General features: G+C 34.6%; 12 protein-coding genes. 5 read left to right on the plus strand and 7 right to left on the minus strand.

Annotated elements, in window-relative coordinates; genetic code table 11:
* Positions 1–104: 104 nt before the first annotated feature.
* Positions 105–2246 (minus strand): bifunctional aldolase/short-chain dehydrogenase, encoded by a 2142-nt coding sequence (locus tag ACUN3A_RS06935; protein ID WP_445550578.1) that lies wholly within the window; start codon positions 2244–2246, stop codon positions 105–107.
* A 42-nt stretch (positions 2247–2288) separates the two neighbouring features.
* On the minus strand, positions 2289–3338 hold the full coding sequence (gene rhaT / locus ACUN3A_RS06940) for an L-rhamnose/proton symporter RhaT (RefSeq protein ID WP_445550579.1): 1050 nt from the start codon (positions 3336–3338) through the stop codon (positions 2289–2291).
* Positions 3339–3838: 500 nt separating this feature from the next.
* Here rhaT and ACUN3A_RS06945 point away from each other — a divergent pair, with 500 nt between their 5' ends.
* Together ACUN3A_RS06945 and ACUN3A_RS06950 are read left to right on the plus strand one after the other, a co-directional pair.
* A complete protein-coding gene (locus tag ACUN3A_RS06945; RefSeq protein ID WP_445550580.1) occupies positions 3839–4879 on the plus strand; it encodes a GntR family transcriptional regulator in 1041 nt (346 codons plus the stop codon).
* Between the two features lie 27 nt (positions 4880–4906).
* Positions 4907–6586 (plus strand): glycoside hydrolase family 28 protein, encoded by a 1680-nt coding sequence (locus ACUN3A_RS06950; RefSeq protein WP_445550581.1) that lies wholly within the window; start codon positions 4907–4909, stop codon positions 6584–6586.
* A 138-nt stretch (positions 6587–6724) separates the two neighbouring features.
* On the opposite strand, the gene ACUN3A_RS06955 is transcribed toward ACUN3A_RS06950, so the two are convergent.
* The 5 genes from ACUN3A_RS06955 to ACUN3A_RS06975 form a co-directional block, all read right to left on the minus strand.
* Positions 6725–7936, minus strand: coding sequence for a glycoside hydrolase family 88 protein (locus tag ACUN3A_RS06955; protein ID WP_445550582.1), 1212 nt, complete (start codon positions 7934–7936; stop codon positions 6725–6727).
* Between the two features lie 4 nt (positions 7937–7940).
* Positions 7941–9272: a BNR repeat-containing protein gene (locus ACUN3A_RS06960; RefSeq protein ID WP_445550583.1), complete on the minus strand. Its 1332-nt coding sequence runs from the start codon at positions 9270–9272 to the stop codon at positions 7941–7943.
* Between the two features lie 163 nt (positions 9273–9435).
* Positions 9436–11295: a rhamnogalacturonan lyase gene (locus tag ACUN3A_RS06965; protein WP_445550584.1), complete on the minus strand. Its 1860-nt coding sequence runs from the start codon at positions 11293–11295 to the stop codon at positions 9436–9438.
* A 109-nt stretch (positions 11296–11404) separates the two neighbouring features.
* Positions 11405–13603 carry a hypothetical protein gene (locus ACUN3A_RS06970; RefSeq protein WP_445550585.1) on the minus strand — a complete coding sequence of 733 codons (2199 nt, stop codon included), beginning with the start codon at positions 13601–13603 and terminating at the stop codon, positions 11405–11407.
* Positions 13604–13627: 24 nt separating this feature from the next.
* The gene (locus ACUN3A_RS06975; protein WP_445550586.1) at positions 13628–17263 is read right to left on the minus strand and encodes a DUF4450 domain-containing protein; all 3636 of its coding nucleotides are present in this window, start codon (positions 17261–17263) and stop codon (positions 13628–13630) included.
* Positions 17264–17530: 267 nt separating this feature from the next.
* Between ACUN3A_RS06975 and ACUN3A_RS06980 the strand changes: the two genes are divergently transcribed.
* From ACUN3A_RS06980 to ACUN3A_RS06990, 3 genes are read left to right on the plus strand one after another with little or no spacing between them, the layout of a single operon-like run.
* On the plus strand, positions 17531–18892 hold the full coding sequence (locus ACUN3A_RS06980) for a rhamnogalacturonan acetylesterase (protein WP_445550587.1): 1362 nt from the start codon (positions 17531–17533) through the stop codon (positions 18890–18892).
* 20 nt (positions 18893–18912) lie between these two features.
* The gene (locus ACUN3A_RS06985; RefSeq protein WP_445550588.1) at positions 18913–21777 is read left to right on the plus strand and encodes a glycoside hydrolase family 2 TIM barrel-domain containing protein; all 2865 of its coding nucleotides are present in this window, start codon (positions 18913–18915) and stop codon (positions 21775–21777) included.
* Positions 21778–21791: 14 nt separating this feature from the next.
* Positions 21792–23309 carry a rhamnogalacturonan acetylesterase gene (locus ACUN3A_RS06990; RefSeq protein ID WP_445550589.1) on the plus strand — a complete coding sequence of 506 codons (1518 nt, stop codon included), beginning with the start codon at positions 21792–21794 and terminating at the stop codon, positions 23307–23309.
* The last annotated feature ends 1 nt before the right edge of the window (position 23310 follow it).

Below are 23310 nucleotides of genomic sequence, written 5' to 3' on the forward strand. Positions count from 1 at the left end.
TAAAGTTTTGCAATTTACATCGATTTTATAAGAAACTAACGTTTGAAATAAATCAAACGCTAGCTACTTGTGGTTAAACCAATAAACCAAATTTAAAACCAATATTATCTATAAAAGCCCATTGCTACTCCACCATCTACATTCAAAGCATTTCCTGTTGATTTACCCAACAAGCCACCTACGAATGCAAAACATGCATTAGCAATATCATCTGGCAAAATAATTTCATTTAATAACGTACGTTTTGCATAATACGCTGGCAATTCTGCTACAGTAACACCGTATGCTTTCGCACGACCTTCAGCCCATCCACCTGACCAAATATTTGAATCAGAAATAACAGCATCTGGATTAACAGTGTTTACACGAATTTTATCAGCTCCTAATTCAGCAGACATCAAACGAGTTAAATGTGCTTGAGCCGCTTTAGCTGAACCATAACCAGGATTGTTAGGACCTGCAACTACTGCATTTTTAGATACAATATTTACAATATCTCCACCGAAACCTTGTTTACGCATTACTTCTACTCCAGCTTTAGAAACAATAAATTGTCCTTTTACTAAAATATCGTATAATTTATCCCACTCTTCAAGTGTGTGTTCTGCGATAGATTTTGAAATACTGATACCAGCATTATTTACAACAATATCAACACCACCAAAAGCCAATGCTGATGCATCATACGCTTTTACAGCACTAGTTTCATTTGTTACATTTAAAAGAGTACTAGATACTGCATCTTTACCAAACAATTTAATGAATTCAGCTTTAGCACCAGCTAAACGCTCTTCATCAATATCATTAAGGATAACACAAGCACCTTCTTCAGCGAATTTTTTAGCGATAGCTTTACCAATTCCACCACCTGAACCAGTAACAAGAGCTACTCTTCCAGACAATGCTTTTGGTTTTGGCATACGTTGTAATTTAGCCTCTTCTAACAACCAATATTCAATATCAAAAGCTTCTTGACGTGGTAATGAAGTATATTCTGAAACAGCTTCAGCACCTTTCATTACATTCACAGCATTGATATAATATTCAGATGCCAAACGAGCCATCGTTTTATCTTTTGCAAAAGTGAACATTCCAACTCCAGGATATAAAATCACAACTGGGTTTGGATCACGCATTGCTGGTGAATTCGATTTTTTGCAAGTATCATAATAAGCAGCATACATTTTTCTGTACGCTTCAAAAGCAGGAGTTAATTTTGCTTTGATAGCTTCCAAATCAGTCAAATCTTCATTTGGATCTAATTCTAAAACTAATGGACTAATTTTAGTTCTCAAAAAGTGATCTGGACAAGAAGTTCCAAGTGGAGCTAATTTCTCTAAATCATTAGAATTAATAAACTCTAAAACTCTAGCATCATCAGTATAGTGACCAATCATTTTTCTTTCAGAAGAACAAAAACCTCTTAAAATTGGAGCTACTTTTGCTGCTTGTAATTGACGTCCTTCTGGATTTAAACTTTCCATTTTTTGACCTCCAAAAACAGGACGTTTTTTACCGTAGTTGCTTTCTAAATATTCAGCACACTTTTCGATAACTTCTAAAGTGTTAATATAACTTTCATAAGAAGTGTCTCCCCATGTAAACAAACCATGAGAACCCAACATTACACCTTTTAATTTTTTTCCACGAGCTGCAGCTTCTTCTAAGCAAGCGCGCATTTGCAATCCTAAGTCGAAACCTGGACGTTGCCATCCAACCCAACCAATTTCACCGTTAAATAATTCTTCGGTAATTTGTTTTCCATCTTTTGCAGCTGCAATAGCAATCGCAGCATCTGGATGTAAGTGATCAATATGTTTGAAAGGTAAAAATCCGTGTAAAGGCGTATCGATTGAAGGTGCTTTTGAAGCTAAATCGAAAATACAGTGATTGAACAACTCCACCATTTCGTCTTCAAATTCTATTCCTCTGTATACGTTTTCAAGATTGCGAAGTCTTTCTAAATATAAAGCTGCACAACCTGATTTTGTTAATGTTCCGATATCTCCACCTGAACCTTTAATCCACATTACCTCTGAAGCCTCACCTGTCAAAGGATCTTTGTCAGTGATTTTTACAGATGTATTTCCTCCTCCATAATTCGTTAATCTTAAATCAGCCCCTAATATATTAGAGCGATAAATAAAAAGTGCTACTTCATCTCCTGCTAATGCTGTTGCTTTTGCTTCATCCCAAAGGTAGCTTACGTGCTTAAAAGTCATGTTGTTTGTATTTGTATTTGACATTGTGAAATATTTTTAATAAAATAAATTAGTTCATTAATCCGTTTAAAGAGAGTTTCCGATTCCTACAATAACAATCGAAAGCATAATCAATCCAATTCCTAATAAGAAAGTATTGAAGGTTTTTTTTGAAACACCAGACCATTCTTTTAAATAAAATCCCCAAAAGTTAGCGGTCAAAATAATTGTTGCCATGTGTAAAATCCAAGAGCTAGCTCCGTTTCCTAATTTGCTTTCCCCCATTCCATAGAAAAAGAATTGCAAAAACCACATCGTACCTGCCAAAGCTGAAAACATTACATTCTTGCTTATTGGCGTTTGCTGATTCGTATAATCACCAAAAGTTTTATTTTTAAAATTCAAAAAGATACACCAGATAAAATTAGTAGTTAATCCTCCCCAAAGTACCACAATATAAGTTACATTATTTTGAAACAAAGGATTACAACCGCTAACTACAGCAGCTTCCGCTAATGGCTTTCCAGCTTCAATTCCAAAATTGAAAAAAGAGCTTAAAATACCAGAAATTATAGCAATAATTAATCCTTTTACTAAACTGAAATCCTTGTCTTTATCTTCGTGACCCGTAGCAAAATCTTTCTCTTTAAGCATTCCTGCTTTTCCAGAAAAACCAATTCCTATTAAACAAACCAACACACCAATTAAAACTAACTGTCCACCAGTATTAGAAAGCATATCCGTAAACGAAATCTTACCTTCTGTAGGGTAAAAATTATAATAGATAGATGGTACTAAAGCTCCAAAAGCAGAACAAAAACCTAAGGTTATTGAGTTCCCTAATGACATCCCTAAATAACGAACACCAAGGCCATAAGTAAGACCTCCAATTCCCCATATCAATCCCATCGAATAAGCAAGTGCTTTTATAGATGGAGAAGCCACACTAATAATTTCTACAAAATTCGGAATAGTCAAATAAGCTGCTATCGGCGGTACAATTAACCAAGAGAAAAAACCTCCTACTAACCAGTAACTTTCCCACGACCAACCTTTTACTTTTTTAAAAGGCATATAAAAACTTCCTGAAGAAAATCCTCCTATGGAGTGAAATAAAATTCCGAGTATTGATTCCATTAATTATTTTTTTGGTTAAATTGGTTATGATTTAGATTGTAAAATAATAAAATACAAAAAATATAACTATCCTGTACTATCCTTTAATCGAATCACTTTAATAAAAAGCATATCTTTAAAAAATAAAACAACCCATTAATTATCAGCAAATGGTTAGAAATCATAGTTGAAAATTGGAGAAAAAAAAATTAAGTCTGAAAAAACTTATTTTTACTCTTTTTTTTATTATATACTTAATTATTTAACTTTTTTTTTAAATAATTGATAAAATTAATCCGTCAATTTCTTCATATAAATTATTTTAAAAGCCTTATATTTGTGTAATCGATTACAATTTTATTACAAATCATAATACCGCTTTCTTTATAATTATTTTATAAAAAAATATGATTTCTAATAACCAAAAACATCATTTTAAATAAATTTTATACACGCTAAAGCAAATTACAACTTCCATTTTCATTAACTTTAGGTGAAAATTTATTCCAAAAAGTACAATCATGATAAAAATCATTAAAATAGACGAAGATTCACGCGTTCCTAAATACAAACAAATTGTTGATTCTATTTTATCTAATATCTCAAATGGAAATTTAAAAATTAATCAAAAAATTCCATCGATTAATAGCTTTAGTGAAGAATTTTATATGTCTAGAGATACAGTCGAAAAAGCTTATAATATTTTAAAAGAAAGAAAAATAATCACTTCAATCCGTGGAAAAGGTTATTATATCACTCAAACCAAATTAGTATCAAAAGTAAACGTGCTGTTTGTGTATAATAAACTGAGTTCCTATAAAATGGCAACTTACAATTCTTTCATTAACACCATTGGAGCCAATGCCCACACTGATTTGCAAATTTATCACTGTGATGAAACACTCTTTTTGAATTTGCTTGACAAATATGAAGGTCTCTACGATTACTATATAATTACCACCCATTTTAAAACAGATGATTTAAAACATAATAGTTATACAGATGCGGTTGTCAATGCTATTAATAGAATTCCAAAGGAAAAATTAATTATCATGGATAATATCAAATTAGGGATAAATAATGATGTTACCAAAATTTATCAAGATTTTGAAAATGACATTTATGAAGCATTAAAAGGAGGTATAGAGAAAATCAAACAATATACTAAGATGTTTTTAGTGTATCCTAACAAATCTGTTTACCCTTATCCTAGAAGAATCTCACATGGTTTCAAAAAATTTTGCACTGAATTCGAAATTGACTATGAAATTTTAGATGAAATATATGATGACATTGTACTCAAAGAAGGAGATCTATTCATTACCATCGAAGAATCGGATTTGGTAAACTTGGTAAAACAAATCAGAGACAAAAAAATGAAATTAGGCAAACACATTGGTGTCATCTCATACAACGACACACCTCTGAAAGAATTATTAGGCATCACCGTAATGTCAACTAATTTTAAGATAATGGGAGAAACAGCGGCACGAATGATCCTAAACAAAGAAGTCGGACAAGTAAAAGTTCCATTTAATTTTATCTATAGAAAATCTATATAACCAACCTTATAACACTTTACAAACGAAATGAAATTCAGATTAAAACATTTACTATTTTTTGCATTTACCGCAGTTTCTATCAACGGTTTTACGCAAAGCAAAAATGCTTCAAATGATGCATATAGCGGCATTGAATTTAAAATGAACAAAATAAACGAGCCAAAAATCCCTAACAATTCTGTAAACATTGTTGATTTTGGTGCTATAAATGGCGGAACAACTTTATGTACCAAAGCTTTTGCCGATGCCATTGATGCCGTTTCTAAAAAAGGAGGCGGAAAAGTGATTATTCCTCCAGGAATATGGCTTACAGGTCCAATTATTCTAAAAAGCAATATCGAATTACGTGCAGAGACTGGAGCATTAATCAAATTCTCTCCAGACAAAAGTTTATACCCAATAATCCAAACCAGTTTTGAAGGTTTAAACACTTGGCGTTGTATCTCTCCTATTTACGGGAAAAACCTTGAAAACATAGCATTTACAGGAGGTGGAGTTTATGACGGTTCAGGTGAAGTTTGGCGAATGGTTAAAAAAGATAAATTAACTGATAGCCAATGGAAAAATCTTGTTGCTTCTGGTGGAGTATTAAATGATAAAAAAACAAGTTGGTATCCATCGGAACAATACGTAAAAGGAAACCAAAATGCGGATCAAAATGTGCGGGCCGATTTGAAAACCAAAGAACAATTTGAGGAAATTCATGATTTCCTTCGCCCTGTAATGGTAAGCATTCAAAACAGTAAACGTGTTTTATTTGATGGTCCAGTTTTTCAAAATTCACCAGCTTGGAATATTCATCCTTTGATGATTGAAGATTTAATAATTCGTAATACTACTGTTCGTAATCCTTGGTATTCTCAAAACGGAGACGGTTTGGATGTAGAATCTTGTAAAAACGTTTTGGTCGAAAATTCTAGTTTTGACGTAGGTGATGATGCTATTTGTATAAAATCAGGAAAAGACAAAGACGGTCGCGATCGTGGAATTCCTTGCGAAAATATTATCATAAGAAACAACATTGTTTATCACGGACACGGTGGTGTAACTGTAGGAAGTGAAATGTCGAGCGGTGTCAAAAACATGCACGTTTCCAACTGTACTTTTATGGGAACTGATGTTGGACTTCGTTTTAAAAGCTCTCGTGGACGTGGAGGAATCGTAGAAAACATCTTTATTAAGGATATTTTTATGACTAATATTCCGTCGCAAGCCATTTCTTTCGACCTATATTATGGTGGAAAATCAATCGCTGAAAAACTTGCAGAAGGTGGTGATGATAAAAATACGGCAATAGTTCCTGTAGACGAAAAAACGCCACAATTTAAAAATATCATTATCAAAAATGTGTTTATTGATGGTGCCAAACAAGCTGTTTTTTTACAAGGATTACCTGAAATGAATTTAGAAAACATTGAAATATCTAACTTAACTGCTAAAGCAGAAAAGGGTTTTTCTATTATTGATGCCAATGGAATCAAACTACATGACATCAATATGAATATTACAAACAGCACTGTTTTTGAAATTTACAATGGAAAAAATATGTCATTGAAAAACATTAGTTTTAATTCTACTTCTCCAAAAGCGGTTACTATCGATGGTGAAGTCAGCAAAAACATTGAATTGATTTCGAATTCTAAAGTAGATTTTTCTAAGAAAACAACCATTGGAGACAAAGTAGCTAAAGATGCTGTAAAAATGTAATGATCATTTTATTTTATAACTAAAAAAAGGGCAATGAAAATTGCCCTTTTTTTAGTTCGTGTTTTTGAGTTAAATTTATTATTATAGCTAGTTTTAGATTGAATTATTTTAAACTTAATCCGCAAACTATAATCTGTTTTATTTAAATACTTTCTTTTTTTCTATCTGTTTGTATCGCAACATAGCTTCAACCAAATAATAATCACCATAAGTAAGTGGTGTATCAATTTCGGTTTTGTTAGGCATATTACCTACTCCGTGTTTTAATATAAATCCACCATTTGTATCAACTGCAGCAATATATTCTGGTGTTAACAAATTAGATAGGATTTCCGTAGCCTCTTTATATAACTGCTTTCCTTCTTTTTTATCTACATAACCACTTAATTCAAATAAAGCTGAAGACATTAAAGAAGCGGCCGAAGAATCACGCAAAGCATTTGGAATATTTGGTGCGTTAAAATCCCAATATGGAATTTTATCTTTCGGCAAATTTGGATGATTTAATATAAAATGAGCAATGTTTTTGGCTTGCTTTAAATACTTAACATCCTTTGTTTCTCTATACATTACAACATATCCGTACAATCCCCAACCTTGACCTCTTGCCCAAGCCGAATCGTCAGAAGCACCTTGATTGGTAATTTGTTTTGTAACTTTCCCAGTTTCGTTATTGTAAACTACTTCGTGAAAAGAACTGTAATCTTTTCTATAATGATTAATCATTGTTTTATCAGCATGCTGAACAGCAATTTTATAATAAGTACTATCACCGCTGTGTCTAGTTGCCCAAAATAAAAGTTCTAAATTCATCATATTATCAATGATTACTGGAGATTCTTCTTTTGTTGCATGATTCCACGATGCGCTATCCCATGATTTTATACAACCAATTTTTGGGTTGAATCTGCTCGCTAAAGATTTAGCACTGTTCATTAATATGGTTTCATATTCTTTACTTGGTTCCAATCGTTCGGCATTTCCAAAACTGCAAAACATCATAAAACCCAAATCGTGCGTAGTTTTATTGAATTGCTCTTTTTTTAAATCATCAAGTACTTTGAATGCCTCTCTTTTTAATTCAGGAGTGGATTGCATTTCATTCAAATACAGCAAAGTTCCCGGATAAAAACCACTGCACCACCAATCAGAATTAGAAGTTTCTAATTTATTTTTATCTGCAAAATAAGTCTTTGGATACTTTCCAACACTCACTTGTTTACTCAAATAAGCATATTGTTTAATTGCCGTTTGCAAAGTCGCATTTACTTTATCGTCCAAATTTTGTTTTCGAAAACCTGTAACAATAAAGAGCCCTGCCATCAGGTAAAATAAATAGAACTTTTTCATTGAGCTAATTTAGTATTGGTAATTTTTTTAAAGCAATAATTCGAACAGGCTGAGGGGTAACTTTTGTTAGTCCTTCTCCATCCGCTTGACTTACATTTTGAGAAAAAATATATAATTCCTTTTTTTCCTGCCACAGTTCTTTATCAAAATTTGGTTCCCATTGCCCTACCGAATAATCCGTAACATCTGCAAGATTCCATTGTTTTTTATTTAAATTAAGATATCCCAAAGTGATTTTATTATCTCTTTCTTCATCTCTAAAAAGTAAATAAAGCATCGATTTGTTTACGAAAATTTCTGGTCGTGAAATTGGAATTCTTTTTGTCCCACCACCGCCTAAAGTGAAAGGGTTATGATGAAAATTTGTATCAATAAGATTCCATTTTTTTGCAAAGAAGTAAACCACTTTATATTGAGGCACTCCATTAGTCGACCAATAAGTTGTGATATATGGATTTCCAACCTCATCTACAGTCATAGCCGTTTGATTGATTAAACTGCTTTTTTGTGGTATTTCCCAAACTACATCGGCAGTAGACTTAGTTATTGGTAAACTATATTTTTCTCCTGTAGATTTATCCCAAGTTTGCCCTCCATCGGCTGAAAAAGCATAACAAATATCATGGTTTGTTGACACATCCCAGCTTTCTCTCCACACCCAAGACATATAAATTCCTTTTTTACCAACACAAATTTGCCAATAAGCACTGCGTTGGTTTTCACCATTAATTAAATTATTTTGCACTGATGTCCATTTCTGAGTTTTTACATCATAGGATTTTACCACCATATTCCCTCTTCCTGAAGCTCCCGAACGGTAAAAAAACAATAATTTTCCGTTAGGCAAATTGTGAAATTCTGGATAAGTTACTTTGGTTTCGTCATCGCCTGTCATCGATTGTTCTTCACCTAGTTCTAATCCAAAAGGCATTTTGCTTTTGGCATAACGCAAACGGGTATCATGATGATCCCAACTTACATGAAGAAATCCATCGGAGTCTATCGCAATACTGATACAATTATGAGCATCTTTTACATTACCACTATAAGGCGTTATTTTAGTTTCCCACTTATTAGAATTCAAATTTCGTTTTGCCAAAACCATCTTTCCTTCCGGATTGTAATAAGCAGAAAATTGCCAGTTTTTAAATGACGTTAAAGCGCTATTTCTAAAAATAACGGTATTGACTGAATTATTACTCCAACCCAAACCGATTTCACTTTCCTCTGTTTTTAACTGAGCTGAACTATGTATTGTAAACAAAATAAGTAACACAACTAAACATTGGGAAATGACAAGTTTTTTATTCAATAACTTTCTTAAATAATCAAACATATGTTTTTGGATCAATAGGTAATTCACAAATGTAATAATAACATTTAAAAATACAAACCAGTACCTACCAGTTTTAAAACTAATAAAATATGAGGTTTTTTAAACCAAAAGAGGCAATTTTACCAATGAGTAAAATTGCCTCTTTTATAATCTTTAAAAAAATTTATCGTGCTTTTACTAAAAAAATATTTGGTTTTGGAGCAGGATTCATCCCTTTCCCCATATAAAAACTTGTATGCGGCGGTTGATTATAACCTACGTTTTGCCAAGCAATACTTAAGCGATATTGCGAGTCGTGCATTAGCGTATATTGCCTAACATCAGTTGGAATCGTAGTGCTATAAATGCGCAATTCGGTATCATCCTCACTACGTAAAATTAATTCTTCTCGCCAATCACCTAAAATATCTGCAGACAAACCCGGAGTCGATTTAGTTCCGTTGTTAGATTTTGCGCCTTCGGCAGTAAACAATCTTCCTTGACCATATTTGTCAATATAATTAGAATTGAGAATTTCGCGAGATGTATCTCCATCCCAATAAATTAAAAAATTAGTTGATTTCGGTGCCTCCCCAATTTGGTTTCCTTTAATATCATATAAAAATTTAGATCCAGACCACCACATTTGTGCGCCAACTCTAGTGTTATCAATATTATCTGCTACCCCTCTACCCACATCTTGATCTTTTTCAGCTGTAAAAAGAGTTTTCCCATTTGCTGCTGAAAACAAAGCAACACCAGGACCTTTTGTACCTTCTTCGATTTCATGAACTCCAAAAACTTCTAAACCTGGAATTTCAGGATCCAAATCAGTCACATGCAAAGCATCACCGTGACGATAACCCGTAGTATACAATCCTTTACCATCATCATCCACACACATCGAACCATAAATAATTTCATCCTTTCCGTCAGCATCTACATCGGCAACCGAAAGCCCGTGATTACCCATTCCTGAATATGGATTATTACCATCTTTCGTATCAAAAACCCATCTCAAATTTAATTGTTTGGCATTAAAATCCCAAGCTGCCATAACAATTCGTCCATAATAACCACGGCACATCACTACACTAGGATGTACTCCGTCAAGGTATGCCACACAAGCAGTAAAACGATCTACTCTATTTCCACTTGCATCATTTTTCCCATTACCGCCTTTACCTCCCCAGGCACCAATATCTCCTCTTTCTGGAATATAATTTACAGTTGTAATAGCACCACCTGTTTTGCCATCAAAAACAGTAAGATATTCAGGTCCGTCTAAAATTTTACCAAAAGTTGCAGACTTTTTATTCTTATCTCTCCAATCCATAGAAGCATCTCCAATTGTAGTTCCTACTCCGTCTGTAGTCCCATCGGCAGTTTTACAAACTATTTCGGCAGTACCATCACCATCTAAATCATAAACCATAAATTGTGTATAATGAGCCCCTTCACGGATATTTATACCCAAATTTATTTCCCACAAAAACTCTCCCTCTAAGGTATAAGCTTGTAAAATTGGAGGATCTGTTAATCCTTTTTGTGAATTATCATGCCCTATACCAGTCATATGAACGATTAAATCATATTTCCCATCACCATTCAAATCTCCAACCGAAATATCATTAGCTGTATATCCTTTAATTGCTTTTAGCGGAATAGACAAATAATCCTTTATTGTTGCATTGGCTACAATAGTGAAACTTCCTTGAGCATCGCTTTCTTGACCATTTACAACCGTTTTTACAAACCAAGTGTTTTTTTCTTTGGGGTCAGCAGTTACATCATTAAAATTGGTAGCACCTGTAATTGGTTTTTCATTAAGTAAAACAGCATCCGCTTTACCGCTTTTTCGATATAAATTAAAAGCTAAAGCATCAGAGTCAGTTCCTAAAACCCGCCAGTTGACAAAAAACTTTCCATTTTGATTGATGGCTATTACGCCACGATCTAAATTCTCCATTTCTCTTTGACCAAAGACAGAAAATCCAATTAAAAACAATACTATATTCCAATGCAACAACTTCACTTTTAACATACATTTATTTATTAAATACTAATTTTATTAAAAATTTTAATTATTTGAAATCCCTCGTTCGTCAGATAACACAAACAACAACTAATAGACTTTAAATAATGAAAATGGTTTAAAACATTTTTTGAAACCCTTCGCTTTTTACTTTCCAAGTACCATCTTTTGGAAATCCTGGATTCGCTTCTGTCGTACCTTCCCAGCCTCCGCACATCATCGCAATCGCTGTTAATAATCCGCCATTTCCAGGAAGATAAAGTGTAAGTCTTTCTGACTGATAATTGTGTCCGTTTTTTAGATACGTATTGGTAGTTATATTCATAAACAATGCATCAATCGCTTTTTCAGGCATTCCCAAACGCGCAGCTGACATAGCTGTCATCGGGAAATCCCATCCCCAGGTTTTTTGCCATGACCAAGTATCCCAAACTAAATCGAATGTGTTTTTCATTATTTTTTTATCCAACAAAGAAGTTTCAGGAAGCATTCCAAAAGTTCCCAAAACTGACGGATGATCTGTTTTGAATTCTGGATTGGTGTACGAATCCTGAGCACTTTCGGCTGCCAGATACACATTGTTTTGAACTGGAAGTGGGGACAAGTCTTTTAGTACCACTTCCCATTTTTCCGGAACGGCCTGATTCATTTTCTTTTTCCATGCAATAGCCGTTTTCAATCCCCAGTTCCAATATGCTAATTCATAGGTCGGATTAAAAGTTTTCTCTGCTACGAAACGTTCCTGTGCTGGAATCACACCAGGACCAAGCATGTAACGCTTTTTGGTTGCATCATAAAAAGCAAACGAAGCCATAAAATCAGCGGTGGCAAAGACGCGTTCACTGTATTTTTTCAATGTAGCTTCTGATTGCGATGATTGGTATAACAACTCAGCGTAAGTAATAAAATGAGGCTGTTGCCAAATCAAAAACGCCCCTACAGAAGACGGGGTTTCGTTTCCGTCAGGATCGGTCATTTTCTGCCATCTTGCTCCTTCAAAACCTTGTCGCTGTGCTATTTTTTTAGCTTTATCAAAAGCGTTTTGGTACCAGCCTAAAGTATTTTCTAAATATTCCGGTCTGTTCCAAAGCGGAAAATGAACCCCATGCCACCAATGCATTTCTAAGTGTGGTTTTCCGTACCAGCTGTTGTAAGTCAGTCCTGTTTCCTGCGGAGGCACAGAACCTGCGCATTGTATTTTGGTCAGATATTGCGAAAGCACAACTCTGCGCTCCAATTCATTGGCACGAACATCCGTACTTCCTGCGAAATCAACCGCCGCGCCGCTTTTCCAAAATTTTTCCCAGCCAGCAATACTGCTTTTTTCAATAGATGTAAAATCTGAAATTGATCCTTTATTTTTCTCGGTTTGAATGAACGAACAGCTCAATTCTATGCTGTTGCTGTTTGATGGCTCCAGCAAAAAATAATGTTTTGCTTTTTCTTTCACAGATGCCGTTCCTTTCCATTTCAGATTAATATCATACGAAATGCTGTCCATCAAGTGAGTTATAGTGGCTTCCGATTTATTTTTGATTTTCAGATTGCTTTTATAATCCTGTTTTCCTTTCCATTTTTCCCCCATATCAGTCCCCGCAATAGCGACCGCCGAATTATTTACTTCCTGTTTTTCTTCCCATTTTGTCCCCATATCGCCCCAGAGTCCTGTTGGAAACGGGATACGAACACGAATTTTCAAACGACCTTGTTTGATTAAATCCGATTCTACTTTAAAGCCCAAAGCGTCTTTTGTCTGGTCGCAGACTGTGGTAACTTTCACGTAAGTGTCTTCTACTTCAAAGTAACTTTCGATTTTACCTGTCCATAAATTCAGTTTCTGATTAATCGCTTTGATGTCATCAGGCTGTACTAAACTGCCGTCTTTTTTGGTGATTTCAAGACCAATATTTCCCAATTGAAGCAAATGTGGATTTTGACGAAACCATTCGACAGCTTCTTTTTTGTGTGCAGGTTCTTTAATTTGTGTCGAATAGGAAATTTTTCTTCCATACTGATCCACATCTTTCAAAGTCTCCGAAAACTTATATCCGTTGACATTTTTATAGCTGTCCCATCCCCATTCTGCTTGGGTCCCTAATGGAATTCCGTTTTGATACTTTTCGGGAAAAGTCTGCAGACCTGTTACATCAACTGTATAGGCAAAACCTCCATTACCCACACTCAGCGAAGCCAGCGTATCGATTTGCGTAATCTTTACATCATGTCTTGTCACTACTGCTTTACGGTCAATTTTTCCTTGGCCCGATACGCCAATGGAAAACAGCAAAATGCAAATAATCGAATATTTTTTTTTCATGTTTTTTTTAATTTTAAAATAAAACTATTTAATTAATGTGGCACTCATCAAACCAATTACAACATCATTTGTAATGGTTTTTATCGAAAGACTTTTTAAGGTTTTTGAAGCATTCAATGGAAGATCCAAAACGGTTCCAGCACCACCATCAATTCCATTATTAGCGAAACCTTTTATTGCTTTATAATCATCAAAACTGCGGGAAATAATTCCGGACTTCAAATAAACACGCGGCGGTTTTGGTGCATTGGTATTAAAAGCCAATCCATCTACAAAATAATCCTGCTCAATAGGCCACCAGTTTTCAGGATTTTTTAGTTCCAATTCTTCCGTAGAACCATCGGTATAAGTCACAATTACTTTGCCATTTACCATTCGGCTTTGCATTGGATTCGTAGAACCTGCCAGCATTAAATACAAATGAGATGCTTTTCCGCTTAACGGCATTGTTATCTTTTCAGGGAAATTGTCCCACATTGAAGTAAAAGCAATATTGTTCTTAGTTGAATCCGATGGCGTTTCAAAAGCTATTCCCTCTGGAGTCGTAATTTTTCCATTTTCTTTAGCTTTAAAACGCAGACCAGAATCATCAATAACTGGATTAATCAATGGATAACACCAATTTCCTATTCCCTGCAAAGGCAATTGTAAAGTTGGAGTTTTCGGTCGTGGAGATTCATATTTTTGTTTGAAAATATCCGTCACTTTTGCATTAAAATAAGAAGTCAGCGAAACTGTTTCTGCTTTTAAGGTTTTATTTTCAGGAATGTCCCAACTAATGAATGATAGTGGGTAATTCCCACCGTCAGCTGTCTGCAATTGAAAATTATTTGTTCCAGTAACTAGATGTTGCAACGGAATTGTGATAATTTCAGTACTGTTTGCTTTAATAGAAAATGCCTCTGCGATTTCTTTTCCAAATGGATTAAAAAGTAATTTTCCGTCTCCATTTTTATTCGAATTATTTTGAACAGAAAGCAATAAATTATTCGAGTTCACTTCTTTTACCGCAACTTCAAATCTTGGCTTGCAATTGATAGCAATAGGTTCCCACCAAATCATTTCGCCTTGCTGTAATTGTATAAACAGCGTTTTATCTCCAATGCTGTTTATGATTCCAGAAACTTTATTTTCTGTTTTTGAAATGGAATTTAAAACCTTTTGAGGATCGTACACCTCAATGATTTTTGCCTTTTTAGTTTCCAATACAAAAGCATCTTTTGGGTTGTAAACTTCCTGTGATTTAATTTTTTCTAAAGCCTTCGCCTCCCAATTAATTGCAATATTATATTTTTCAGCATAAGGCGATTCAATTATAATTTCAGGTTTTCCAATTCCGTTTTTTGTAATCGTATAATTGGCTTTATTTCCATTAATTGTAATGCTATTTATTTTTTCTGAAGTACCGTTTACTATGAATCGCAAAGTCATTTTTGTTGAAAGATGATTGGCAATTTCATAAGAATCAGTGTTTTTCTCTCTTTTGAAAGAAAAAGAAATATCTGGAATCTCTAAAGAAGCCGAATCCCATTTTTCTGGAAATCCGGGTTTAATTGTCAATTGATGCGCCAATGCATCTGGCTGAATCCCGAAAAGTCCCTCAACCAAAGTTCTTGCCGTCATCCCGATTGGATCTGCAAAATCACGATATAGCTCTCCACGTATCGCATCCTGATACATTAACTGTTCAAATCCGCCTGGCGAAGGACTTAAATACATGCTTTCTACCAAAGCGCTTTCCCACATTTTAAAAGCTTTTTCCGAATTGCCTCCCTGCCAATACGCTAAGGAAGTATGTAATTGTTCAGCCAAAGCCACATTATTAATTGACCAGGTATAAGGCTGCCAATTGGTTGTGCCAATTACATACAAATCTTTTTTGTCCAATCCTTCAACTTGAATTGGAATGTGAGGAATTTGTGTATCCACATAACGAAGCATTTGGTAATTCTGAAAAGGATTCGCCAGTTCCGAATCAATGGTATGGTAAATACTCCAAATTGCAGGAGTTTCGTGTAATAATTGTTTGCCCAAAGCATCTTTGTATTCAGCAAAAACACCTTTCTCAGGAATCCATAATGTCGAGGTAGTTGCTTTGGCAATTTTGTTGGCTTCGTTAGTAAACGAGTCGGCATTTTGCTGTAAAGCAGCCGCAACTGTTGCTGCGGTTTTATTCGAATAATAATTATAAGCCGAAGAATGAATCACGCCTCCGCCACTGTATTGCAAAGCGTCGCTTGCCCAAATGGACGCATAAGCATCATATAAACCGTCATTATCTACATCAAAATTTCTTTTTTCCCAATCGAGATGTCTTTCAATCACAGGCCACATCTGTTTCATGAATTCAGTATCGCCAGTCCATTTAAAATGACGCAGCATTTGATCGAAAAAAACCAAATTCATATCATAATGATGTGCGATTGTATTATTGTCCGGCTTACGGCTAATGTAGCCGCTGCTAAACATTGAAGTGCCCATTTCTTCTTTTTGACGGGCCAAATTTCGTTCGGCATCAAAAACTACAGGACCAGTTAATGGCTGTGTAACCTGTGAATGGCTGTAACTGGTAAAATGAGTTTTTGCTCTGTCATGCCAGCCTAAAGGATCGGCAACATACGCCCCTCTCCAAGCGTTTAAATGCATGCGCCAAGCCACAGCACCGTGTAAATACGCTGGACTTTCCCAAATTCCATCGGCGGCAATTGCCAATGCTGAACCTAATGTATTGATATAAGAATCTGGTGTAGTAACTTTTACTCTGCTGGCTAATTCTTGTGTTTGCTGTGATGCTTTTTTAAACAAATCAGCTAGATCTGCCTGGCTTTTTGCTTTTGAATTTACATTTGTATGGAATGACCAAAATAAATCTGTTTTTGAAATCGAATTGATTTTACCCACAATCAAATTCTGCTTTTCGGGAGCTGAAGTAAATAATTCAAGGGGAGAATTTTGTTGATTTGCATTGGCTAAATGAACTTCGGATGATGGAAACATTGCCAACAAACTTTTGTCATTTCCTGTCTTTTGCTTATTCACTTCGGAACCGTATTCCAGTAAAAACGAATTCTCTTTTATCGTGTATTGATTATTGGTACAATACTCAGGCTTTAAATAAAAACTAGATTCCGGGTCGGCTCCAATGTCACCATCACGACTGAATTTTCTGTCGCTCGCTCCGCCAAAAGCCCAAATAAGGGAAGTGTTTTTATCTGTATCAATCCCCGAAACTTTCAAAATAAAACCTTCTTCTTCTTTTAGAGCAACGATTTCAAGTTTCAATTTTCCTTTGCCTAAAATTGGATCATGAATTTCATAATACATTTTTCCACTTGCATAACGAGCTGTAATTGACTTGGCTTCGGTTATCCATTTGCTGTTCTTTGCATTGGACAATCCCAACTTTAAATTACCTCCCATTCCAGGAATATACATTGCAAATTCGGGTAAATCTCCTGCCTCCACCCTAAAGGCAGTATTCGAACCATACAAAGCACGATTGAATTTTCGGTTACCATTTTTTAATAAAAAGCCATCACCATCTGGCACGTAATGAATTTTACGCGGAGCTGTCGCTTTCTGTTCTTTCCCCTGTCCGAAAATCACTACTGAAAACAAACAGAAAAACAAACAAAAGAAAAAAAATGATTTAATTTTCATAAAAAAGTATAGGCGTCATTAAACTTTTTGATTTTTTTTTATTCTAATAAAACAATCAATAATTTAAAGACTCTGCTATTAATAACCAAAAATAAGTTTTATTTAATAATACAATATTGCTACTTTTTAAACAATATTCTATCCTGTACCTCCACGTATTTTTATAAAATCATCACTTTTTTAACAATTTAACCAACATCATAGTACAGGATGCTATATTAAAACAGAACCTTTAGTTTTGAAAATCTATTAACTAAAATAAATCAAATGAACCTATTTAGAATTTTTACTCTACTTCTATTGGTCTTGTCATCTTCAAATACACTTTGTGCAATGGGGAAAGATGATATTGACGTTAAAGAAAATAACCCATCAAAAAATACTGTTTTAGCTATTGAACCAAAAGTTTTCAATTTTGAAACTTCAAAAAAAAGCGACAAATTCACTAACGTTTTTTCAGCCATTAAATATGATGAAAATACTGGATACGGATTTGATTACGATACTACTGAAAATGCAACTTTTACTGCTTCTGGCTTAAACATTACGAAGAGCACCTATTTTTCTGTAAAAATTCCTGAAGGAAATTATAAAGTAAAAATAACTTTTGCTACCGATACTAAAGAGTCAAACATTACTGTAAAAGCGGAATCCAGAAGGGTAATGATTGATCAACTTTCTATAAAAAAAGGAAAGCCTAGCATTCAGGAATTTAATGTAAATATTCGAAATAGTTTTATTGATAATTCAAATTCAATAAAATTAAAAGACCGTGAAAAAGGCGATTTAAATTGGGATAACAAACTAACCCTAGAATTTTTAGGACCTGCTATTGTTCAAAAAATTGAAATTACTCCACTTGATAAAGTTACCACCATTTTTCTGGCTGGCGACTCTACGGTAACCGATCAAGATCTTGAACCATGGGCTTCTTGGGGGCAAATGATTCCACAATATTTTAACACAAATGTTGTTGTAACCAATTATGCTTGCTCTGGTCTGGCTTTAAGTTCCTTTAAAGCTTCAAATCGTTTGCAAAAAATAAAATCTCAAATTAAAGCTGGTGATTATTTATTTATTGAATTTGGTCATAATGATGAAAAAATCAAAGGTCCAGAAAATACAGCTTGGAAATCTTATTCTGATTTATTAGTCGAATTTATTCAGGTTGCCAAAGACAAAGGAGCGTTTCCAGTTTTGGTTACGCCTACACAACGCCGTTCATTCAATACAGATGGTTCTTTAAATCAAACGCATGGTGATTTTCCTGAGGCAATGCGAACTGTTGCCAAAAAAATGAACGTGCCTCTAATTGATGTTACTGAAAAAACAAATTCAATGTATGAAGCATGGGGGAATGATGCTTCCAAAAACGCTTTTGTACATTATCCTGCCAACACATTCCCTGGTCAAGCCAAAGCTCTTGAAGACAACACACACTTTAATTCTTTTGGTGCCAATGAAATTGCTCTTTGCGTAATTCAAGGAATTCGAGAATTGAATTTACCTATTAAAAAAGACATTTTAAAACAAACACCTAATTACGATCCTAAACATCCTAATTATTTTTCAAATTGGACATTACCGATGAGTACCCGTTTTGAAATTGCAAAACCAGATGGCAATTAATATTTTTGAATACTTTTTAAATGAAAATACAAAATACTTTACAATCCCTTTTTGTTGTTGCGATGACTATCGTTTCGGCACAAAGTAATTTTGCACAACAAACCGACAAAGTTTTCCTTTCTGGAAAAGATTTTGAACATCCTGTAAAATGGGATTTCTATTGTACCGATGGTAATAATAGTAAAAAATGGACAACTATTAATGTACCATCTCAATGGGAATTAGAAGGTTTTGGCGAATATACCTATGGAAGATGGTCTAAAGAGCTTAAACAAAAAGAACCTAGTAAAGAAGAGGGGCTTTATAAATATGAATTTGATGTCCCTAATGATTACAAAGGCAAAGATGTCTTGATTGCTTTTGGTGGTGCCATGACTGATACCGAAGTAAAAATAAACGGAAAATTAGCAGGAGAAATTCATCAAGGTGGTTTTTATGAATTTAAATATGATATTACTTCTTTATTAAAATTTGGCACCAAAAATACTCTGGAAGTTCATGTATGGAAAGATTCAAAAAACAAATCAGTTAATGCCGCAGAACGCAGAGCCGATTGGTGGTTATTTGGTGGAATTTATCGCCCGGTTTGGTTAGAAGTAGCTCCAAAAGCACACATCAGTCATATTGCTGTAGATCCAAAAATGGATGGTTCGATTTCGGTTACTTTGGAATTAAAAAACATTTCAAAAACGGCAACAGTTGAAGCAACCATCGTTGATTTGAAAAATGGGACAACATTCCCAGTTGTATCATTTCCAATCAAAAAAGGAAGTGCTCAAGAAGTAATTAAAACACAATGGCAAAATGTAAAACCCTGGAATCCTGAAAGTCCCAATTTATACACTTTGAAATTGTCTTTAAAACAAAACGGAACTACGATTCATGAACTTCAAGAACGAATTGGTTTCAGAACTTTAGAATTTAAGAAAAAGGACGGAATTTATGTAAATGGTACCAAAATTATAATGAAAGGTATTAACCGTCATTCCTTTTGGCCAGAAGGTGGACGAAGCACCAGCAAGCGTATTAGTGTGCTAGACGGAACTTTACTGAAAGACATGAATATGAATGCAGTTCGTGGACATTATCCACCAGACGATCACTTTTTGGCCGTTTGTGACTCTTTAGGATTATTTGTTTTGAATGAATTGGCGGGCTGGCAAAATTCCTATGACACTAAAACAGGAACACAATTAGTCAGAGAAACAGTAGAACGAGATGTTAATCATCCTTCGGTAATTATCTGGGACAATGGTAATGAAGGCGGATGGAATTATGAAGTAGACAAAGTTTTTGAACAATATGATCCTCAAAAAAGAATTGTTGTACATCCATGGTCAGATTTTAATGGTTGGGACACGCACCATTATCCAACCTATTTAACAGGAATGCATCGTTTTAACAGTGGTGAAAATGTGTTTTTCCCAACAGAATTCATGCATGGTACCTACGACAACGGACATGGTGCTGCCTTAGAAGATTTTTGGACCCGTTACAAACAAAGTCCTTTATTTGCAGGAGGTTTTATGTGGGCAATGCTAGACGAAGCTGTTTTTCGTTCGGATTGGAAAGGAGATGCAAAATTTGACTCTAAAGGCTCTTTGGCCGCAGACGGAATTTTAGGACCACACCGAGAAAGAGAAGGTAGTTATTACACGGTAAAAGAAGTTTGGGCTCCTATCCAATTTTTACCAAAACAAGTAACAGATACTTTTGACGGAACTTTTTTAGTAACTAATGATTATCTGTTTAGCAATCTGAATTCCTGTAAAATGGAGTTTAAAGTAATAAAATCGGATGCTACAATTCTTTACACAGATGCAGTTTCGGCAGTAATAAGTTCTGGAAAAATTGAAATTCCAAGCATTGAACCTGGAGAAACTCATAAAATAAAATTTACAGTTCCTGCTAATTTTCACGAAGGTGATGTTTTATCGATAACTGCAAACGATCAACACGGTAAAGAAATTTACACATGGACTTGGCCTATTCACAAAGCAACATTTTACGCTTCTAAATTTTTAGTTACTAAAACGGTAAAAACTAAAGCAACTTCTATTCGTAACGGAAATGATATTACTTTGAGTGGAAATAATGTTGCTGTAACTTTAGACAGCACAACAGGAGAAATCTTAACTGTTAAAAATGGCGCTACTGTAATTCCTTTGACGAATGGTCCACGCCTTGTCGGAATGAAAGCAAAAGTAAAAAATGTAGAAGTTTTACAAGAAGGAGATAAAGCCATTTGTAAAGTTACCTATACTGGCGGTTTAGCATCTATAAAATGGATTATGGAAGCTGATGGAAGGTTTAAAATGGAATTATTAGCATTGAAAAATGCAGAAAACACTGGTGGTTTTGACGGTTCCTTTTTTGAAGATAAAATTAGTGCATTCGGAATCACATTTAGTTTTCCTGAAAAAGGTGTTACAGGAATAAAATGGTTTGGAAGAGGTCCTTATCACGTTTGGAAAAACAGAATCAAAGGAACCACTTATGGAGTTTGGGAAAAAGCGTATAACACAACTATCACAGGTGAAAGTTTTGAAAATCTAATTTATCCAGAATTTAAAGGCTATCATGCCAATTTATTAGGAGCGAATCTAAAAGCAGGCGAATCATCTTTCAAAGTTTTTAGCGAATCAGACAATTTGTTCTTACGATTATTCACTCCTGATTTACCTAAAAATGGTTTTCCAGGAAGTAATCCTCAACCTGCATTTCCAGAAGGTGACATCTCTTTTATGTATGAAATTCCAGCCATGAGAGATTTCAAACCATTAGAACAACAAGGTCCTGAAAGCCAACCAACCAATATTCGCATCAAAAGTGGCGATGATGGAATAACCATGAATTTATGGTTTGATTTTAGAAATAACAATTAAGAAATAAATACAAAATGAAACTAATCAAATTAATAGCTTTACTGTGCGCAACCGTACTTTTTTTAAATTTTAGTCAAAAAACACAAAACAAGCCAACGGTATATATTGTTGGAGATTCTACCGTAAAAAATGGAAGCGGTAAAGGTGATGGCGGTCTTTGGGGCTGGGGTGATTTTATTGGACAATTTTTAGACACTACAAAAGTTAGCATTCAAAACCACGCTTTGGGAGGAACTAGTAGCCGAAGTTTTCAAGACAAAGGTTTGTGGACACCCGTTTTTAAAAAATTAAAAAAAGGTGACTATGTATTGATTCAATTCGGGCATAATGATAATGGTCCGTTAAACGATACTGTAAGAGCCAGAGGAACTATTAAAGGAATCGGAAACGAGTCTGAAGAAATTGACAATATGCTAACTCACAAGCACGAAACGGTGCATACGTATGGTTGGTATATTCGTAAATTGGTAAAAGATGCGTTATCTAAAGGTGCAATTCCTGTTGTTTTTTCTCCAATTCCAAGAAACGATTGGAAAGAAGGAAAAATAATTCGCAACAATGAATCCTATGGTTTATGGGCGAAACAAATCGCAGAGCAAGAGAAAGTAACCTTTATTGATTTGAATGCAAATATGTCTGACGAATTAGACAAAAAAGGAGAATCCAATGTTACTGGGACTTATTTTTATGAAAGAGATCATACACATACTTCAGCAAGAGGAGCGGTTTTATCGGCTACAGTTATTGCAAATGAACTTAAAAAGAGTTCAAATTCATTAGGTAAATATGTTATAGCGAATCCGAAAATTAAACTTCCAAAAAAGAAAAAAGTATTTTTGATTGGCGATTCTACGATGGCAAACAATGGTAACAATGAAAATGCTGTAGGTTGGGGAGTTGCTTTTCCTAAATTTTGTGATACCACACGAATTGAAGTTATCAATAAAGCCAGAGGAGGAAGAAGTAGCCGTACGTATGAATTTGAAGGTTTATGGAAAGAGGTTAGAGAACAATTACAGCCTGGAAACTTTGTTATTATTCAGTTTGGTCACAATGATGCTGGTGCTGTTGACAAAGACAAATACAGAGGTTCATTAAAAGGAAATGGTACAGAAACACAACTTGTAAATCGCGCTGATAGTATTAAAGAAACGGTGCGTAGTTTTGGATCTTATATCGAAAGATACATCAAAGAAGCCAAAGATAAAGGAGCAATTCCAATTGTGATGAGTCAAACGCCAAGAAATGAATGGCCAAATGACAAACCAGAACTTAGAGAGGATAGTTATAACAAGTGGTCTAAAATTGCTGCCGAAAATCAAGGCGTAGATTTCATTGACCTTAATGTAATTATTGCTAAAAAATACGAAGCTTTAGGTAAAGAAAAAGTAAAAGCCTTTTTCCCAAAAGACCATACTCATACTGGAACTGAAGGAGCAACTTTTAATGCGCTAACTGTAGCCGAAAGTATTAAAAACTTAAAAAAATGTCCTTTGAGGGATTATATCGAAATTCCAAAAAAGAAGGAATAAA

The organism is Flavobacterium sp. WC2509 (assembly GCF_052683105.1).

What these genes read in the sequence shown, in the direction of transcription:
- ACUN3A_RS06935 (WP_445550578.1), bottom strand. Translation starts at nt 2,246, where the DNA reads ATGTCAAATACAAATACAAACAACATGACTTTTAAGCACGTAAGCTAC.
- rhaT (WP_445550579.1), bottom strand. Translation starts at nt 3,338, where the DNA reads ATGGAATCAATACTCGGAATTTTATTTCACTCCATAGGAGGATTTTCT.
- ACUN3A_RS06945 (WP_445550580.1), top strand. Translation starts at nt 3,839, where the DNA reads ATGATAAAAATCATTAAAATAGACGAAGATTCACGCGTTCCTAAATAC.
- ACUN3A_RS06950 (WP_445550581.1), top strand. Translation starts at nt 4,907, where the DNA reads ATGAAATTCAGATTAAAACATTTACTATTTTTTGCATTTACCGCAGTT.
- ACUN3A_RS06955 (WP_445550582.1), bottom strand. Translation starts at nt 7,936, where the DNA reads ATGAAAAAGTTCTATTTATTTTACCTGATGGCAGGGCTCTTTATTGTT.
- ACUN3A_RS06960 (WP_445550583.1), bottom strand. Translation starts at nt 9,272, where the DNA reads ATGTTTGATTATTTAAGAAAGTTATTGAATAAAAAACTTGTCATTTCC.
- ACUN3A_RS06965 (WP_445550584.1), bottom strand. Translation starts at nt 11,295, where the DNA reads ATGTTAAAAGTGAAGTTGTTGCATTGGAATATAGTATTGTTTTTAATT.
- ACUN3A_RS06970 (WP_445550585.1), bottom strand. Translation starts at nt 13,603, where the DNA reads ATGAAAAAAAAATATTCGATTATTTGCATTTTGCTGTTTTCCATTGGC.
- ACUN3A_RS06975 (WP_445550586.1), bottom strand. Translation starts at nt 17,263, where the DNA reads ATGAAAATTAAATCATTTTTTTTCTTTTGTTTGTTTTTCTGTTTGTTT.
- ACUN3A_RS06980 (WP_445550587.1), top strand. Translation starts at nt 17,531, where the DNA reads ATGAACCTATTTAGAATTTTTACTCTACTTCTATTGGTCTTGTCATCT.
- ACUN3A_RS06985 (WP_445550588.1), top strand. Translation starts at nt 18,913, where the DNA reads ATGAAAATACAAAATACTTTACAATCCCTTTTTGTTGTTGCGATGACT.
- ACUN3A_RS06990 (WP_445550589.1), top strand. Translation starts at nt 21,792, where the DNA reads ATGAAACTAATCAAATTAATAGCTTTACTGTGCGCAACCGTACTTTTT.